Source organism: Pseudomonas sp. RC10-4-2, from assembly GCF_050433085.1.
GTDB lineage: Bacteria > Pseudomonadota > Gammaproteobacteria > Pseudomonadales > Pseudomonadaceae > Pseudomonas > Pseudomonas aeruginosa.
Genome location: NZ_JBNPXX010000004.1, coordinates 360,948 through 377,184, shown reverse-complemented (window position 1 = coordinate 377,184; position 16,237 = coordinate 360,948). Strand labels below are relative to the sequence as shown.

Here is a 16,237-nt window from a genome sequence, read left to right as displayed (position 1 = left end):
TTCAGGCCGGCTCTTCACCGACGAAATCGCTGCGGCTGAGGCCATGCCGCAGCATCTTTTCGTTGAGTGTCCGACGCGGCAGTTGCAGCAACTCCATCACCGCCTTGATGTCCCCGCGGCACTGGCCGAGCGCCTGGCGCAGGCACTCCGCCTCGAAGGCTTCCATGCGTTCCGCCAGCCCCGAGGTGAGGCCGCCGCCTTCCTCCGCGTCCCCGCGCTCCAGGCCGAGGACATGACGCTCGGCGGCGTTGGCCAGCTCGCGTACATTGCCCGGCCAGTCGTGGGCCATCAGCCGCGCCAGTTCCGCCGGCGCGGCGGGCTGCGGCTCGCGGCCGAGGCGCTGGCTGGCAACGCTGGCGAAATGTTCGAAGAGCAGCGGGATGTCCTCGCGACGCTCGCGGATCGGCGGCAGGCGCAGCTCGGCGACATTCAGGCGATACACCAGGTCCTCGCGGAAGCGTCCGGCACGTGCTTCGGCCAGCAGGTCGGGCTTGGTCGCGGCAATCACCCGCAGGTCGACGTGGATACTCTGGTTCGAGCCGAGCCGCTCCAGTTGCTGCTCCTGTAGGACGCGCAGCAGCTTGACCTGCTGCGCCAACGGCATGCTTTCGATCTCGTCGAGGAACAGGGTGCCGCCATGGGCATGCTCGAGCTTGCCGATGCGCTTGCCCTGCGCGCCGGTGAAGGCGCCGCTCTCATGACCGAACAGCTCGCTCTCGAACAGTTGCTCGGGAATCGCCGCGCAGTTCAGCGCCACGAACGGCTTGTCGGCGCGCGGCCCGAAGTCGTGCAGGCAGCGGGCAACCAGTTCCTTGCCGCTGCCGGTCTCGCCACGGATCAGGACGTTCACCGGGGTCGGCGCCAGGGCCAGAACCTGCCGGCGCAACGCTTCCATCGGCTTGGACACGCCGAGCAGACGCGCATCGACCTGGTCCTTGAGACTGGCCTGCTCCTTCAGGCGCCGATTCTCCAGCACCAGGCGGCGCTTTTCCAGCGCGCGCCGCAAACTGCCGAGCAGGCGCTCGGGCGTGAAGGGTTTCTCGATGAAGTCGTAGGCACCCTGGCGCATGGCCTCCACCGCCATCGGCACGTCGCCGTGCCCGGTGACCATGATCACCGGCAGGTCGCGATCGACCGCCTGCAGGTTGGCGAGCAGTTGCAGGCCGTCCATGCCGGGCATGCGCACATCGCTGATGACCACCCCGGCGAAGGACTTGTCCAACGCTCCCAGGCATTCCTCGGCGCGCAGGCACAGGCGCACCTCGAAGCCCGACAGCTCCAGCCATTGCTGCACCGCTTCGCGGATCGTCGCTTCGTCGTCGACGAAGATCACCTGGTCGCTCATGTCGTTACGCTCGTGTCATCGGGGGCCGCCGGCAGGATCAGGCTGAACACCGCTCCCGCCTCGGCATTGGCGACCTGCAGGCGGCCGCCGAGTTCGTGGACGATCCCATAGGATACCGCCAGGCCGAGGCCGAGTCCCTCTCCCACCGGCTTGGTGGTGAAGAACGGATCGAAGACGCTGCCCAGGTGCTCGGCGGGAATCCCGCCGCCGTTGTCGGCGACGCTCAGCACCCAGTCGCCGCCAAGCCGTTGCAGGGCCAGGCGGATCCATGGCCGCTCCTGGCCGGCAACGGCATCCAGGGCGTTGCGCAGCAGGTTGACCAGCACCTGTTCCAGGCGGATCGCGTCACCCATCACCCAGGCCGGCCAGAGCAGCGCCTGCTCGATCTCCACCCGTTCGGCGCGGATTCGCGGCAGCAACAACTGCTGCGCCTGTTCGACCACGTGACCCAACTCGATACGCTCGCGCAGGCCGCCGGCGCTCTTGCGCGCGAAGGTCTTCAGGTGGCCGGTGAGCGCGGCCATGCGTTCGAGCATCTGGTCGATGCGCGGCAACGCCTGGCGCGCCTCGTCGTGGCGTCCGGCGTCGAGCAGCAGGCGCAGGCTGGCCAGTTGCATGCGCTGGGCGGTGAGCGGCTGGTTGATCTCATGGGCCAGGGCTGCCGACATCTGCCCCAGGGCGGCCAGCTTGGCCGCCTGCACCAGGCCGTCCTGCGCGGTACGCAGGTCGGCGGTGCGCTGCTCGACCAGGCGCTCCAGCTCCTCCCGGCTACGTTGCCGCAGGCGGGCGATACGCCAGCGCTGGTGCAGGAACAAGCCGAGGAAGACCAGCGCCAGCCAGGTGCCGGCGGCGGCCAGGCGCGCGGTGGCGACGTCGTCCTGGATGCTCGCGGTGTCGCGCAGCAAGTGGAGGGTCCAGCCGTCGTTGGGCAGGTCCAGCGATTGCCAGAGGTAGTCCTTCTCGCCGTCGGCGCTTTCCACCCGCGCCAGACGGCTGTCTTCGCCGTAGCTGCGCAAGGTCTGGTGGCGCAGGGGTGTCAGGGGCTGGCGATCGTATTGCCGGGTCTCCGCCAGTTCGAAGCGGTCCACGGTATCCAGCGGTTCCAGTTCGCGGTAGCGCCAACCGGCGTGGTTGGCGAGGAACACGATGCCCTTGGCGTCGCTGGCCAGGACCAGGTCGGGGGTCTGGTTCCACTGCCGTTCCAGATCGGGAAACTCCAGCTTGACCACGATTGCGCCCAGGAAGCTGCCGTCCTCGGCGCGCACCGCGTGGGACAGGAAATAACCGGGAATCCCGCTGATCACCCCGACCGCATAGAAACGTCCGGAGCCTTGGGCGATGGTCTGGCGGAAATAGGGACGGAAACCGTAGTTGTGGCCCACGTAGCTGGTCGGCAGGTTCCAGTTGCTCGCCGCCACGGCCAGCCCGGTACGGTCGAGCAGCTCCAGGGTGGAGGAGCGGGCGGCCAGGTTGATGCTTTCCAGCTTGAGGTTGAGGCGCTGCTGCAACTCGCCGTCGATCGGCCCGGCCAGCGCCGCGCGCAGGTCCGGATCCAGCGCCAGCACCGCCGGCAGGCTGCGGAAGCGTTCGATCAGGGTCTGCAGCGAGCCGGCGTAGAGGTCCAGCTGCTTGCGCACCTGTTCGCCCTCGGCGCGTAGCGCCTGCTGCCGCGCCTGGCGTCCCGCCCAGTCCATGGACAGCAGCAGGCCGCCGAGCAGCGGCAGCAACAGCAGGAACAGGCGCAGCGGACGGGACAAGGACATCGGCGGATCGAAACGGCGGCGGGAAGCGGCGACGATAGCACGGCGCCCGGTTACACTGCGCGCCGTACGAGGAGTCTGCCCATGTCGCTATCCCCCTGGTCCCATTCCTGCTCGGCCGGTTTCACCCTGCGCGGCTGGCGCAGCGAACCGAGCGGCAAGCCGTTGCTGCATTTCCTCCATGGCAACGGCTTCTGCGGCCGCACCTACGAACCGATGCTGCGTCTGTTGGCGGAGGATTTCGACCTCTGGCTGTGCGACATCCAGGGCCACGGCGAAAGCGACCATGGCGGCCGCTTCCACGGCTGGAACCGCAACGCCGAGATGGCGGTGGAGGCCTTCGAGGCCGGGCGCGGTCCCTATGGCGATGTCCAGCGACTGGCCTGCGGGCACAGCTTCGGCGGCGTCCTCAGCAGCCTCGTCCTGGCCCGCCATCCCACCCTGTTCGCCCGCGCCGTGCTGCTCGACCCGGTACTGTTCACCCCGGCGATGATCGGCGTGATGGCGCTTTCCGAGACCCTCGGCCTGCAATTGCGCGGCAGCCTGGCGAAGAAGGCGCGCCTGCGCCGCAGCCAGTGGCCGGATCGCGCAGCCGCCTACGCCGGCTTGCGCGGCCGCGGTATCTTCAAGGGCTGGACCGACGAGGCGCTGTGGGCCTACGTGGAATATGCGCTGAAGGAGAGCGACGGCGGAGTCGAGCTGAAGTGCCGGCCAAGCCGCGAAGCGGAGATCTTCAGTTCCTTCCCCAGGCGGCTGTGGCCGTCGCTGGGCAAGATCACCACGCCGACCCGCGTGCTCTACGGTGACCGCACCTACCCTTTCGTCGCCAAGTCGGTGGCGCGCTGGTGCTCGTTCAACCCCCAGGTCAGCGCCCACGCGGTGGTCGGCGGCCACTGCTTCATGCAGGAAGACCCGGCCGCTGCCGCCGAACGCGTACGCGACTTTCTCCTGCCCAATCCATGAACGCTCCTTCCGTAGGGAATCCGGCGCTCATCCATCGGTCCCAGGGAGGGTGACCCCCACAGGACCGAGCCATGCGCCCTCTCCTCTTCAGCGCCCTTCTCCTGCTCTCCGGGCATGCCCAGGCCAGCGAATGGAACGACAGCCAGGCCGTGGACAAGCTATTCGGCGCGGCCGGTGTGAAAGGCACCTTCGTCCTCTACGATGTGCAGCGGCAGCGCTATGTCGGCCATGACCGGGAGCGCGCGGAAACCCGCTTCGTTCCCGCTTCCACCTACAAGGTGGCGAACAGCCTGATCGGCTTATCCACAGGGGCGGTTAGATCCGCCGACGAGGTTCTTCCCTATGGCGGCAAGCCCCAGCGCTTCAAGGCCTGGGAGCACGACATGAGCCTGCGCGACGCGATCAAGGCATCGAACGTACCGGTCTACCAGGAACTGGCGCGGCGCATCGGCCTGGAGCGGATGCGCGCCAATGTCTCGCGCCTGGGTTACGGCAACGCGGAAATCGGCCAGGTTGTGGATAACTTCTGGTTGGTGGGACCGCTGAAGATCAGCGCGATGGAACAGACCCGCTTTCTGCTCCGACTGGCGCAGGGAGAATTGCCATTCCCCGCCCCGGTGCAGTCCACCGTGCGCGCCATGACCCTGCTGGAAAGCGGCCCGGGCTGGGAGCTGCACGGCAAGACCGGCTGGTGCTTCGACTGCACGCCGGAACTCGGCTGGTGGGTGGGCTGGGTGAAGCGCAACGAGCGGCTCTACGGCTTCGCCCTGAACATCGACATGCCCGGCGGCGAGGCCGACATCGGCAAGCGCGTCGAACTGGGCAAGGCCAGTCTCAAGGCTCTCGGGATACTGCCCTGACGCTCTGCCGCCTCAGTCGCCGACCTTTTTCTGCCGGGACTGCCGCCACTCGTCGAGGCGAATCACCTCGGCGCTATGCACCGGCGGGTTGTCGACCTCGGCGGCCGCCTCGAAGCGATGCGGGGCCAATTCGATGGCGCCGAGGTGATAGCCATACATGACGATGCGCCCGGCGTAGCGTTCCTCGCCGCTGACGGTGAATTCGAAACCGAACTCGCGGCTCAGCCGCCACTGACCACGGCGGTCACGGGCCAGGCGCAGGCGCCGGCGCGCGACATTCTCGTCGAGCAGTTCCACGCCCTGCTTGGCGCAATGCTGCTTGGCCAGCAGCAACGCCCGCTCGCGCACGCCATGGGCGCGCCACCACCAGGCTGCGGCGGCGCCCAACAGGAGCATGACGAAAAGGTTACCCAGGGTCACGAGCGGAATCCGGTGTAGGGGGACGGCCAGCTTACCCGTTCTCCCGGCAGGCAGCGAGTGGGGGGTGTTTTCGCCATGTGAATTAGCCCCCATACTGCGCCGACTCAGCTGTAGGAAGTCGTCTCATGCCACGTACGCCCCACCTGCTCGCCATCCAGTCCCATGTGGTCTTCGGCCACGCCGGCAATGCCGCGGCGGTGTTCCCGATGCAGCGCATCGGAATCAACGTCTGGCCGTTGAACACGGTGCAATTCTCCAACCACACCCAGTACGGTCGATGGACCGGGCAGGTGCTGCCGCCGGAGCAGATTCCGGCGCTGGTGGACGGTATTGCCGGCATCGGCGAACTGGGCAACTGCGACGCGGTGCTGTCCGGCTATCTCGGCAGCGCCGCCCAGGGCCGCGCCATTCTCGATGTGGTGGCACGGATCAAACAGGCCAACCCTCGGGCGTTGTACCTCTGCGACCCGGTCATGGGCCACCCGGAAAAAGGCTGCATCGTGGCCCCGGAAGTCAGCGACTTCCTGCTGGAAGAAGCCGCCGCGGTCGCCGACTACCTGTGCCCCAACCAGTTGGAGCTGGACAGCTTCTGCGACCGCCAGCCGAACTCCCTCGCCGACTGCGTGGAAATGGCACGGAGCCTGCTGGCACGCGGTCCCAGGGCAATCCTGGTAAAGCACCTGAACTATCCGGGCAAGTCCGGCGACACCTTCGAGATGCTGCTGGTGGCCGCCGACCAGGCCTGGCACCTGCAACGCCCGCTGCTGGCCTTCCCGCGGCAACCGGTCGGAGTCGGCGACCTGGCCTCGGGGCTGTTCCTCTCTCGCCTGCTGCTCGGCGACGACCTGCGTAACGCCTTCGAATTCACCGGCGCCGCGGTCCATGAAGTGCTGCTGGAAACCCAGGCCTGCGGCAGCTACGAGCTGGAGCTGGTGCGGGCGCAGGATCGGATCGCACATCCACGTCTCAAATTCGAAGCTCGCTCACTCGCAATGTAGGAATCTGACATATCATTCTCGGTCTTCCGACAGAGATAGACCGACGAATGAGCCCCACCAGCGCCCTACCTGCCCTAGCCTGCCTGGCTGTTGCGCTCGCCACCTGTGAGTTCATTCGTCGCCTTGGCAGCGCGCGCCTGCCCGCTTCCCGGTTCGTCACCATCGACGGCCTGCGCGGTTACCTGGCGTTCTTCGTTTTTCTCCATCACTCGTCCATCTGGTACTACTACCTGAAGGATGGTCTCTGGCAACTACCGCCGTCCCGGCTCTACGCCCATTTCGGCCAGACCAGCGTCGCGCTGTTCTTCATGGTCACCGGCTTCCTCTTCGCTCACAAGCTCCTGCACAGCCGCGGCACGCCGATCAGATGGCTGGATGTCTATGCATCGAGGATTGCCCGGCTGCTCCCAGCCTATCTCCTGGCAATGGCACTGCTATTCCTTTTGGTGTTCACGGCCACCGGCTTTTCCCTACGCGAGGCGCCCTCGGCCCTGCTTGGCAAGATGCTCGACTGGTTGCTCTTCTCGATACCGAGCAAGCCTGACATGAACGGTTTCATCGAGACATTCCGCATCGTGGCAGGGGTGACCTGGACGCTGCCCTATGAGTGGTTGTTCTACTTCTGCCTGCCATTCCTCGGCGTCCTGCTCGGGAACCGTCCTTCCCCAGTAGCCATGGCCATCATGGCAGGCATGATCTGGCTGGTACTGAAAGCCTGGCAGCCGAACTGGACGCTCGCCTATATGTTCGTCGCTGGTGGGTTGTCAGCGCTCGCGGTACGCTCGACGCACCTGCAGCGATTCGCCGCGAGTATCCCCGGCAATCTCCTATGCCTGGCGCTCCTGCTCCTACCCGGAGTGCTCTTTCCCAGCGCCTATCAGGAAACGGCGATCCTCATTCTCGGCCTGGCTTTCCTGCTGATTGCGGCGGGTTCGAGCCTATTCGGCCTGCTGACTCAAGCACTGTCCCGCTTCCTCGGCGAAATGACCTACAGCATGTATCTGCTGCACGGGTGCATCCTATTCATCAGCTTCGAACTGCTGATCGGCAGGGACAACGCCAAGGCGTTTTCCGCTCTGGAACACTGGCTGGTCATAGGTGCGATCACTCCCCTGGTAGTGCTCGCGTCGTATCTATCCTTCCGTTTCATAGAAAGTCCGGCCATGCAACGCTCCAGACAACTCAGCGCTCTGCTGGGCAAACCGATGCTGGCGCTCAAGCGCCTGGGCCGTCACCCGACTGCTGGCTAAAGAACGTATTTCCCCAACATCAACCCACCGACCACCATCACCGCCATCAGCACGAAAGCCATGCCCAGACGCCGCTCGATCAGGGTCTTCAGGCGTGGGCCAGCCCAGAACAGCAAAGCGCAGGTAGCGGCGAAGCGCAGGCTGCGGGCGACAAGGCTGAGGCCGACGAACAGCCAGAGGTCGAGCTGGGTCACTCCGCTGGTAATGGTGATCACCTTGTACGGCAGCGGCGTGAAGCCGCCGCCCAGCAGCACCATCAGCCAGCCCAGTTCGTTGTAGCGTTCGGCGACCTGTTCGAAGTTCTCCAGCAAGCCGTAGAACGCCAGGATCGGCATGGCCACGCTCTCGAACAGCAGCAAGCCGATGAAATAGCCGGCGATGCCGCCCAGCACCGAGCTGATCGCGCAGATCGCCGCGTAGCGCCAGGCCTTGGCCCGGTTGGCCAGGACCATCGGCACCAGCAAGGCGTCCGGCGGAATCGGGAAGAACGAGCTTTCGGCAAAGGTCACCCCGCCCAGGGCCAGCTCCGCGCGGGGATGGCCGGCCAGGCGCAGGGTCCAGTCGTAGAGACGGCGCAACATGTCAGGCCGACTGCGGCAGCGGTGCGTCGGCGCCGCGCTCGTCACGGTCGAGTCCCAGGCGATGGACCATGCCGCAGGCGATCTCGCGCTCGCCCATGATCACCAGGTTGGCGCCGTTCTGCTCCAGGTAGTCCACCTCGGCGTCGAAATGCGCCCGGGCGACGATGTCCAGCGGCGGGTTCACCGCGCGGGCGTGGCTGGCGATCTGCCCGGCCTCGAAGCCGTTGGGAATGGCGATCAGCAACCAGCGCGCCTCGGCGATGTTGGCCAGTTCCAGCACGCCGGGACTGGCGGCATTGCCGAGGACCACGCTGTAGCCCTGTTCGCGCAGTTCGTCGGCCTTGTCGCGCTTGTCCACCACTACCACGAAGGGCGTCCCGGCGGCGCGCAGGCGAGCGCTGACCAACCCGCCAACCCGGCCATGACCGATCAGCACCGCATGCTCGCGCTCCAGGATCGGCGGCGGCAGGTCCTGCGCCGGCATCTCGCGGACCCCGCCAGCGGCCTCCGCCAGGCGCTGCTCCTTGCGTTGCTGCAGGCGATCGATGGCGATGAACAGCAGCGGATTGACCAGGATCGACAGGATCGCCCCGGCCAGCACCAGGTCGCGGCTCTGCTCCGGCACCAGTTCGAGGCCAATGCCCAGGCCGATGAGAATGAAGGAAAACTCGCCGATCTGCGCCAGGCTGGCGGCGATCACCAGTGCGGTGCTGTTCGGATGGCCGAAAGCGCGGACGATCAGGTAGGCGGCCACCGACTTGCCGAAGACGATGACCAGGAAAGTGGCCAGGACCGTCAGTGGCTCCTGCAACAGGATCATCGGATTGAACAGCATCCCCACCGAGACGAAGAACAGCACCGCGAAAGCGTCGCGCAGCGGCAACGAGTTCTCCGCCGCCTCGTGGCTGAGCTCGGACTCGTTGAGAATCATCCCGGCGAAGAAGGCGCCTAGCGCGAAGGACACCCCGAACAGCACCGCCGAGCCATAGGCGATGCCCAGGGCAATGGCCAGCACGGCCAGGGTGAAGAGCTCCCGCGAACCGCTGGCGGCGATCCTCTCCAGCACCCAGGGCACCACCCGGCGACCGCCGAAGATCATCAGGGCGACGAAGGCGGCGACCTTGCCCAGGGTAATCAGCAGCGGCCAGAGCAGACCGGCGTCGCCGCCGTCGGTCTTGCCGCCGAGGGTGCCGGCGAGCGCCGGCAGGAGCACCAGGGTCAGGACCATCGCCAGGTCCTCGACGATCAGCCAGCCGATGGCGATCCTGCCACGCTTGGTGTCCAGCAACTGGCGCTGCTCCAGGGCGCGCAACAGCACCACGGTACTGGCCACCGACAGGCTCAGGCCGAATACCAGGCCGCCGCCGAAGCTCCAGCCGAGCAGCTTGGCCAGGCCGATGCCAAGCAGCGTGGCGACGCCGATCTGCACCAGCGCCCCGGGAATGGCAATGGCCTTCACCGAGAGCAGGTCCTTGAGCGAGAAGTGCAGGCCGACGCCGAACATCAGCAGGATCACGCCGAGTTCGGCGATTTCCTGCGACAGCGCCTGGTCGGCGACATAACCGGGAGTGAACGGCCCGGCCAGGACGCCCGCGAGCAAGTAGCCGACCAGCGGCGAAATGCGCAGGCGATTGGCCAGGGCCCCGAAGAGGAAGGCGAGGACGAACCCCGCGGCGAGTGTAGTGAGTAACGGCGTATGGTGCATCAGGACTCCCGGCAACACGGGGAACGCGTCCTCCGCGGCCTGGCCGGCGGACGACGACGTTCGAAATGGATCACGGACCCGCGCCCGTGACGGCAAGGCGGAAAGGCTTTCCGCCAACGGAGCCGGGCAGAGCGACCGGCCCATGGCATTCGAGCGACCCGACGGCGGCTATGGTTCGTGGCGAAACCCGGCGCGATACCGACAGGTTAACCCGTTGACGTTGCTGGAGTTTTAACAGGCACGCCGGTTTCTTATCAAGAAATGTCAGGAATGGACGCCAGCAGAGGCAAACCTCTGCGTTTTCTTATGAAAAGCTGCGAAAATTCGCGAAACGGCAGCAGGTCCGAAGCGGGCTCGACCGGACACCGGCAGCCTTCCTCATCCGTCTTCGCGAATCGCCTGGTAGCGGGCCTCCAGCTCCGCGCGCAGCTGGCGGCGTTGTTGGGCCTGGGCGAAGCGGCGCTTCTGCTCGGCGGTTTCCAGCTCCAGCGGGCGGACGGCCACCGGCTTGCGCTCGTCATCCAGGGCGACCATGGTGAAGAAACAGCTGTTGGTATGACGCACGGACTGCTCGCGGATGTTCTCGGTGATGACCTTGACGCCGATTTCCATGGAAGTCCGCCCGGTGTAGTTGACCGAAGCGAGGAAGGTCACCAGTTCGCCGACATGCACCGGCTCGCGGAAGATCACCTGATCCACCGACAGGGTCACCACGTAGCGACCGGCATAGCGACTGGCGCATGCATAGGCGACTTCGTCGAGATACTTCAGGAGGGTGCCGCCATGGACATTGCCGGAGAAATTGGCCATGTCCGGAGTCATCAGCACGGTCATCGACAGTTGGTTGTTTCCGGGTTGCATAGCGCTTTTTCTCTCATCAGGACGGGCGGGGGACACCATAGACGCAAACGAAGACGGCAGCGGCCACAAATTTTCAATCGTCATGATCGAAATCGCGCCGGGTCGTGCAGACATCCGCGGGCTTTTCTAGACTGGCCCTTTTCCACCGGGAATCGCTCCAATGCCTGCCGCCATACGCATCCTTCTCCTGGCCCTGGCCGTGCTTGCCGGCATCGGTGCCGCTGCCATCCAGGCCGAGGATACGCCCTGCGCCACCGCCGCGGAATGCAACACGCGCGGCACCCAGGCTTATCGACAGGGGAGTTATCCACAGGCGCTGGACGCCTTCGCCTGGCAATTGCGCCTGGCCGAGCGCCAGGAGCAGGGCGGAGCCGACTCGGAACAGGCGCTGAACAATCTCGCGCTGACCAGCCTCAAGGCCGGGCAACCGGGACGCGCCCGCGCCTGGATGAACCTGGCGCTGGATCGCGGCTACAGCGGCAAAGCCACGCGCTACAACCTGGAACAGGTTGCCCTGAAAGTCGACTATCCGTCCCTCCAGGGCCTCGCCGGGCACTACCTGCGCTACGCCGGGCAGGCCGAATGGGAAAGCCTGCAGATCGAACCGGTGAAGGGCGGCTACCAGGCGAGCTTCGCCCTGATGCGCATCGGCAATCCGGAGAAACTGATGGAATATGGGCCCGCGGCGGTCGGCGAGCTGTCCGGTCGGCTGGAGGGGCAAGGCGCGCTCTACCGGCTGCGCAGCGAAGGCCTGGGCGCCGGCTGCAGCCTGCTGGTATGGCAGGAAGGCATCGACCTGCGAGTGGTGGAGAGCCTTGGCGGGAACTGCCAGGGTTACGGCGGCATGGGCATCGCCGCCGCCGGTAACTGGGTGAAGATATCCAGTCAGGCCAGGGACGACTGAAACTTTTCCACAGGCCGCTCCAGCGGAGCGACCCGTGGAAAATCCACTCAGCGGCCAGCGGACAGGCCGAAGTCCACCGCCAGGTCGGCGCCCGTGATCGCTTCGGCCTGAGGGCCGCAGAGATACCAGACCAGCTCGGCGACTTCTTCCGGGCGGATGAAGCGTGCCGCCTTGCCCTGTGGATAATCCTTCAGCAGCGCGCGCTTGTAGCCATCCGGATTGCCCATCCCATAGCGTTCGGCCTGGTAGTCGAGCATCGGCGTGGCGATATCCGCCGGCGACACGGCGTTGACCCGCACGCCCTGCTCGGCCAGTTCCAGCGCCAGGGTCTTGCTCAGCATGGTCAGCGCTGCCTTGCTCGCGCAATACGCCGCCGAACCCCGGTAGGCCTGGCGTCCGGAGTCGCTGGAGATGTTGACGATGCTGCCCTGGTTTTCCTTCAGGTAGGGAATCGCGGCCTGGCACATGTAGAAGGAGGCCTTGAGGTTGACTCCCAGGACCAGGTCGAAATCCTCCTCGGTGAAATTTTCCACAGGCCCCTCGCGCCAGACGCCCGCGGCATTCACCAGGGCGTCGAGACGTCCGGTACGGGCGAGAATCTTCGACATCAGGGTATGGCAGTTATCCGCGCTGCGCAGGTCGGCGACCCCGCTGGCGTCCAACGGCACCTGCGCGTTCAGCGCGTGCAGGCCCTCCTTATCCACATCCGTGGCGGCGATGCGCCAATGACTCTGGGCGAAACGCTTGGCGATTGCCCGGCCCAAGCCGCCGGCTGCACCAGTGATAAGAACGACGGGCGTGCTCATCTGCTTTTCCTTACTCCTGTGCCGCGTGGAAAACACCGACGGCCAATCGGCCGCCCGCTTCAATGACTGACCGGCAACGCCGGCAGCCGTTCATTCAGGCCTGGTTGAGATACCAGCGCCAGTCCTGCTCGCCGACCTCGCCCATGAAGGCACGGTATTCGGCCTGCTTGATCGCCAGGTAGATCTTCAGGAAATCCTCGCCGAGCGCCTCGCGCGCCCAGGCCGAGCCCTCCAGCGCGCGCAGCGCGGTCAGCCAGTCGCTCGGCAACGCCTGGGTGGCTTGAGCGTAGCCGTTGCCGGTGATCGGCGCACCGGGGTCGAGTCGCTCGCGAATCCCCAGGCGCACCGCCGCGAGCAACGCCGCCGCCGCCAGGTAGGGATTGGCGTCGGCGCCGCAGATGCGGTGCTCGATGTGCCGGCTGGACGCCGGGCCGCCGGGAACCCGCAGCGACACGGTGCGGTTGTTGATTCCCCAGGTCGGCGCCAGCGGCGCGTAGCTGTTCGCCTGGAAGCGGCGGAACGAGTTGGCGTTCGGACAGAACAGCGCCAAAGACTCCAGCAGGCACGCCTTCATTCCACCGATGGCCTGGCGCAGCAGCGGGGTCCCGGCCGGGTCCTCGCTGGCGAACAGATTGTTGCCAGCGGCGTCGGCCAGGCTGACGTGCAGGTGCAGGCCGCTGCCGGAAAGATCGGCGAACGGCTTGGCCATGAAGCAGGCCTGCAACCCATGGCGATTCGCCACGCCCTTGACCAGGCGCTTGTAGCGCACGCCTTCGTCGATCGCCTGGAGCGTGTCGAAGCGATGCTGCAGGGTAATTTCCACCTGCCCCGGCGCGTACTCCGAAATCGCCGTGCGCGCCGGCAGGCCCTGGGCCTCGCAGGCGGCATACAAGTCATCGAGGAATGGCTGCAACTGCTCCAGCTCGTAGACGCCATAGACCTGGGTCGCCCGCGGCCGCTGGCCATTCATCTGTAACGCCGGCAACGGCCGGCCGTCGCTGTCGCGTTCGCGGTCGAGCAGGTAGAACTCCAGTTCCACCGCCATCACCGGGTGGAAACCCTCCGCCTGCAGGCTGTGGATAACCCGCTGCAACACATGCCGGGGATCGCCCGCCGCGGCCGGTAGCCCGAGCTCGGGATGCATGCTTACCTGCACCTGGCCGGTCGGTGACTGCCGCCAGGGTTGCAGGGTCAGGCTGCCGGGCAGCGGGAAGGTCCAGCAATCGGCATCGCCGACGTCCCAGACCAGGCCGGTCTCCTCGACGTCATCGCCATTGATGGTCAGGCCGAGGATGGTGCTCGGCAGCGGCCGCCCGCTTTCGTAGACCGCCAGCAGCTCGTCGCGATGCAGCAGCTTGCCGCGCGGCACGCCGTTGGCGTCGATCAGGAACAGCTCGATGCTGCGCACCTCGGGGTGTGCGGCGAGGAACTCGCGGGCTTCCCGCGGATCGGCGAAATGCATCTCAGGCCTCCCGCGCGCCGGGTATGGCGAGCAGCTCGCCGAGCGCCTCGTCGAGGCTGGAGAGCAGGCGGTCGACATCTTCTTCGCGAGTGTCCGGGCAACACAGGGTCATGTTGTGGAACGGCGTGATGAGGATGCCGCGGTTGATCAGATACAGGTGCAAGGCCATCTGCAGGCTGTCGTGGAACGCCGCCTCGGCGGCCGCGCCGTCGCGTGGGGGTTGCGGGCAGAACTGGAACTCGCTGCGCGCGCCGAGCTCGGTCACCGACCAGGCCAGGCCGTGCTTGTGGATAATCCTGCGGAAGCCCTCGGCCAGACGCGCCGCCAGGGGCAGCATGTGGGCGTAGGCGGTATCGGTCATCACCTCTTCCAGGTTGGCGCGCATACAGCGCATCGCCAGGGCGTTGGCCGACAGCGTGGTACCCATGCCGCTGTGGCCGTGGCCTTCGCTCTGCTCGCTGGCACGTGCCCTGGCCAGTTGCATGGCGCTGGCCATCGCCGCGCTGCAACCATACACCGAGCACGGTACGCCGCCGGCGATCGGCTTGCCGAGGGTGATGAAGTCCGGCTCGAGCTTCCAGGCGCGGGTACAGCCGCCAGGACCTGTGGAGATGGTGTGGGTCTCGTCGATGATCAGCAGCGTGCCGTGACGACGGGTCAGCTCGCGTAGCTTCTGGTGGAAGCCGGGTTGCGGCAGGACCATGCCGATGTTGGTCATCGCCGGCTCGCAGAGCACGGCGGCCACGTCTTCGCCGGCCAGCGCCCGCTCCAGGGCCTGGAGGTCGTTGAACGGCACCGCGCGGCTGAACTGGGTGAGGTCGTGGGCCTGGCCGAGCAGGCCGGAGCGATGCACGGTGCGGCCGTCGCGGCAGCGAACCAGGGTGTCGTCGACCGTGCCGTGGTAGCAACCGTCGAATACCAGCACCACCTTGCGACCGGTGATCGCACGCGCCCAGCGCAGGACGAAGCGGTTGGCGTCGGTAGCGGTGGTCGCTACCTGCCAGAACGGCAGGCCGAAGCGCTGCGCCAGCAACTCGCCTGCGACGATGGCATCCTCCCCCGGAAGCATGGTGGTCAGGCCGTTCGCGCCCTGCTCGGCGAGCGCCCGGGCGATCGGCGCCGGAGAATGGCCGAACATGCTGCCGGTATCGCCCAGGCAGAAGTCCACGTAGGCGTGGCCGTCCACATCATGGAAACGCGCGCCGTGGGCACGCGCCACGAACAGCGGACAGGGTGTTGACCAATCGCTCATCCAGTGCATCGGTACGCCGTCGAACAAGGCGCGCCGGGCTCGCTCGGCGAGCGCGACGGACTGTGGATTCTGCGCAAGGAAACGTTGCTGCTCGCGGGCCATGAAGGTTTCCACGGCGGCTTCGGCGATGCCACTGGCGGTCATTTCGAACACCTCGTTTTTTATTTCGCACAACTTTCATTTGTGATCACAAAAAAGTCAATACAGTATTTGAAAGCACTGATAATCTGTTTTCCATGTCAATTTTGTGATCACAAAAATGAATGACTTTTCGAAGTGGACAGGTCAGGTCGCGCTCATCAGCGGCGCCGGCAGCGAACTCGGCATCGGTTTCGCCATTGCCCGGCGGCTGGCCCGCGAAGGCGTGCGCCTGCTGATCACCGCCAGCAGCGAGCGGATTAGGCAACGAGCGGAGGAACTGAGCGCATGTGGTCACGACGTGCGCGCCGCGAGCGCCGACCTGACCGACGAAGCCCAGGTGCAGGGCCTGCTGGACTGGGCCGAAGCCCAGTGGGGACGGGTCGACATCCTGGTGAACAATGCCGGCATGGCCCAGTTGGACAGCGCGGAGCCCTTCAGCGCAGTGGAAGCGACCTCGCTGCGGGATTGGCAACTGTCCCTGTCGCGCAACCTGACCAGCGCTTTCCTGCTCACCCGCGGCCTGCTGCCGGGCATGCGCGAGCGCGGCTACGGGCGGATCGTCAACGTCGCCTCCACCACCGGAACCCGCGGCAGCAACCCGGGCGAAGCCGCGTATAGCGCGGCCAAGGCCGGTCTGGTCGGCTGGAGCATGGGCCTCGCGCTGGAGGTGGCGAAGAGCGGCATCACGGTGAACAGCGTCGCGCCGGGCTGGATCGCCACCGCCTCGAGCACCGCCGAAGAACGCCAGGCCGCCCTGGCCAGCCCCAGCGGACGTGCCGGCCGGCCCGAAGAGGTGGCCGCCGCGGTGGCCTTCCTCGCCTCGCCCGAAGCCAGCTTCGTCAACGGCGAACTGCTGGTGGTGGATGGCGGCAACTGCCTGATCGAAAACAAACGGAGCTGAACATGTGCAACTGCAGCCTGACGCTTTC

At 66.3% G+C, this 16,237-nt stretch carries 15 protein-coding genes; 6 read left to right on the top strand and 9 right to left on the bottom strand.

Going from position 1 to position 16,237, the window contains the following annotated elements; genetic code table 11:
- Position 1: 1 nt before the first annotated feature.
- Together FHW81_RS20550 and FHW81_RS20545 are read right to left on the bottom strand one after the other, a co-directional pair.
- Positions 2-1,345: a sigma-54-dependent transcriptional regulator gene (locus FHW81_RS20550; protein WP_003099712.1), complete on the bottom strand. Its 1,344-nt coding sequence runs from the start codon at positions 1,343-1,345 to the stop codon at positions 2-4.
- Positions 1,342-3,108: a sensor histidine kinase gene (locus tag FHW81_RS20545; protein WP_003097020.1), complete on the bottom strand. Its 1,767-nt coding sequence runs from the start codon at positions 3,106-3,108 to the stop codon at positions 1,342-1,344. Before FHW81_RS20545 ends, FHW81_RS20550 begins: the two co-directional genes overlap by 4 nt.
- An 81-nt stretch (positions 3,109-3,189) precedes the next feature.
- Here FHW81_RS20545 and poxA point away from each other — a divergent pair, with 81 nt between their 5' ends.
- Complete coding sequence (poxA, locus tag FHW81_RS20540; protein WP_106120534.1) at positions 3,190-4,068, top strand: alpha/beta hydrolase PoxA; 879 nt, start codon at positions 3,190-3,192, stop codon at positions 4,066-4,068.
- Between the two features lie 71 nt (positions 4,069-4,139).
- Positions 4,140-4,928 carry an OXA-50 family oxacillin-hydrolyzing class D beta-lactamase OXA-851 gene (locus tag FHW81_RS20535; RefSeq protein WP_014603442.1) on the top strand — a complete coding sequence of 263 codons (789 nt, stop codon included), beginning with the start codon at positions 4,140-4,142 and terminating at the stop codon, positions 4,926-4,928.
- A 12-nt stretch (positions 4,929-4,940) separates the two neighbouring features.
- On the opposite strand, the gene FHW81_RS20530 is transcribed toward FHW81_RS20535, so the two are convergent.
- The gene (locus FHW81_RS20530; protein WP_030048005.1) at positions 4,941-5,441 is read right to left on the bottom strand and encodes a DUF3301 domain-containing protein; all 501 of its coding nucleotides are present in this window, start codon (positions 5,439-5,441) and stop codon (positions 4,941-4,943) included.
- A gap of 32 nt (positions 5,442-5,473) precedes the next feature.
- Between FHW81_RS20530 and pdxY the strand changes: the two genes are divergently transcribed.
- On the top strand, positions 5,474-6,346 hold the full coding sequence (pdxY, locus tag FHW81_RS20525) for a pyridoxal kinase PdxY (protein WP_016852291.1): 873 nt from the start codon (positions 5,474-5,476) through the stop codon (positions 6,344-6,346).
- A gap of 47 nt (positions 6,347-6,393) precedes the next feature.
- Positions 6,394-7,596 carry an acyltransferase family protein gene (locus tag FHW81_RS20520; RefSeq protein WP_016852292.1) on the top strand — a complete coding sequence of 401 codons (1,203 nt, stop codon included), beginning with the start codon at positions 6,394-6,396 and terminating at the stop codon, positions 7,594-7,596.
- Here the strand turns inward: FHW81_RS20520 and FHW81_RS20515 are convergent.
- From FHW81_RS20515 to FHW81_RS20505, 3 genes are all read right to left on the bottom strand, one after another.
- Positions 7,593-8,177, bottom strand: coding sequence for a YqaA family protein (locus FHW81_RS20515; protein ID WP_003114135.1), 585 nt, complete (start codon positions 8,175-8,177; stop codon positions 7,593-7,595). The genes FHW81_RS20520 and FHW81_RS20515 overlap by 4 nt on opposite strands.
- Before the next feature lies 1 nt (position 8,178).
- Positions 8,179-9,882, bottom strand: coding sequence for a YbaL family putative K(+) efflux transporter (gene ybaL, locus FHW81_RS20510; protein ID WP_003099695.1), 1,704 nt, complete (start codon positions 9,880-9,882; stop codon positions 8,179-8,181).
- A 378-nt stretch (positions 9,883-10,260) separates the two neighbouring features.
- Positions 10,261-10,743: an acyl-CoA thioesterase gene (locus FHW81_RS20505; RefSeq protein WP_003097040.1), complete on the bottom strand. Its 483-nt coding sequence runs from the start codon at positions 10,741-10,743 to the stop codon at positions 10,261-10,263.
- Between the two features lie 160 nt (positions 10,744-10,903).
- Here FHW81_RS20505 and FHW81_RS20500 point away from each other — a divergent pair, with 160 nt between their 5' ends.
- On the top strand, positions 10,904-11,647 hold the full coding sequence (locus tag FHW81_RS20500; protein ID WP_003118448.1) for a hypothetical protein: 744 nt from the start codon (positions 10,904-10,906) through the stop codon (positions 11,645-11,647).
- A gap of 47 nt (positions 11,648-11,694) precedes the next feature.
- Here FHW81_RS20500 and FHW81_RS20495 read toward each other — a convergent pair whose 3' ends face one another.
- The 3 genes from FHW81_RS20495 to FHW81_RS20485 form a co-directional block, all read right to left on the bottom strand.
- Entirely contained in the window at positions 11,695-12,453 is a 759-nt protein-coding gene (locus FHW81_RS20495) for an SDR family NAD(P)-dependent oxidoreductase (RefSeq protein ID WP_003097046.1), read from the bottom strand.
- A gap of 94 nt (positions 12,454-12,547) precedes the next feature.
- Positions 12,548-13,915, bottom strand: a complete 1,368-nt coding sequence (locus FHW81_RS20490) for a glutamine synthetase family protein (RefSeq protein ID WP_003114138.1) — start codon at positions 13,913-13,915, stop codon at positions 12,548-12,550.
- 1 nt (position 13,916) lies between these two features.
- Entirely contained in the window at positions 13,917-15,311 is a 1,395-nt protein-coding gene (locus FHW81_RS20485; protein ID WP_003114139.1) for an aspartate aminotransferase family protein, read from the bottom strand.
- A gap of 115 nt (positions 15,312-15,426) precedes the next feature.
- Between FHW81_RS20485 and FHW81_RS20480 the strand changes: the two genes are divergently transcribed.
- On the top strand, positions 15,427-16,209 hold the full coding sequence (locus FHW81_RS20480; protein WP_003099690.1) for an SDR family NAD(P)-dependent oxidoreductase: 783 nt from the start codon (positions 15,427-15,429) through the stop codon (positions 16,207-16,209).
- Positions 16,210-16,237 lie beyond the last annotated feature (28 nt).

What these genes read in the sequence shown, in the direction of transcription:
- poxA (WP_106120534.1), top strand. Translation starts at nt 3,190, where the DNA reads ATGTCGCTATCCCCCTGGTCCCATTCCTGCTCGGCCGGTTTCACCCTG.
- FHW81_RS20480 (WP_003099690.1), top strand. Translation starts at nt 15,427, where the DNA reads ATGAATGACTTTTCGAAGTGGACAGGTCAGGTCGCGCTCATCAGCGGC.
- FHW81_RS20485 (WP_003114139.1), bottom strand. Translation starts at nt 15,311, where the DNA reads ATGACCGCCAGTGGCATCGCCGAAGCCGCCGTGGAAACCTTCATGGCC.
- pdxY (WP_016852291.1), top strand. Translation starts at nt 5,474, where the DNA reads ATGCCACGTACGCCCCACCTGCTCGCCATCCAGTCCCATGTGGTCTTC.
- FHW81_RS20505 (WP_003097040.1), bottom strand. Translation starts at nt 10,743, where the DNA reads ATGCAACCCGGAAACAACCAACTGTCGATGACCGTGCTGATGACTCCG.
- FHW81_RS20490 (WP_003114138.1), bottom strand. Translation starts at nt 13,915, where the DNA reads ATGCATTTCGCCGATCCGCGGGAAGCCCGCGAGTTCCTCGCCGCACAC.
- FHW81_RS20500 (WP_003118448.1), top strand. Translation starts at nt 10,904, where the DNA reads ATGCCTGCCGCCATACGCATCCTTCTCCTGGCCCTGGCCGTGCTTGCC.
- FHW81_RS20515 (WP_003114135.1), bottom strand. Translation starts at nt 8,177, where the DNA reads ATGTTGCGCCGTCTCTACGACTGGACCCTGCGCCTGGCCGGCCATCCC.
- FHW81_RS20495 (WP_003097046.1), bottom strand. Translation starts at nt 12,453, where the DNA reads ATGAGCACGCCCGTCGTTCTTATCACTGGTGCAGCCGGCGGCTTGGGC.
- FHW81_RS20550 (WP_003099712.1), bottom strand. Translation starts at nt 1,345, where the DNA reads ATGAGCGACCAGGTGATCTTCGTCGACGACGAAGCGACGATCCGCGAA.
- FHW81_RS20545 (WP_003097020.1), bottom strand. Translation starts at nt 3,108, where the DNA reads ATGTCCTTGTCCCGTCCGCTGCGCCTGTTCCTGCTGTTGCTGCCGCTG.
- ybaL (WP_003099695.1), bottom strand. Translation starts at nt 9,882, where the DNA reads ATGCACCATACGCCGTTACTCACTACACTCGCCGCGGGGTTCGTCCTC.
- FHW81_RS20535 (WP_014603442.1), top strand. Translation starts at nt 4,140, where the DNA reads ATGCGCCCTCTCCTCTTCAGCGCCCTTCTCCTGCTCTCCGGGCATGCC.
- FHW81_RS20530 (WP_030048005.1), bottom strand. Translation starts at nt 5,441, where the DNA reads ATGGGGGCTAATTCACATGGCGAAAACACCCCCCACTCGCTGCCTGCC.
- FHW81_RS20520 (WP_016852292.1), top strand. Translation starts at nt 6,394, where the DNA reads ATGAGCCCCACCAGCGCCCTACCTGCCCTAGCCTGCCTGGCTGTTGCG.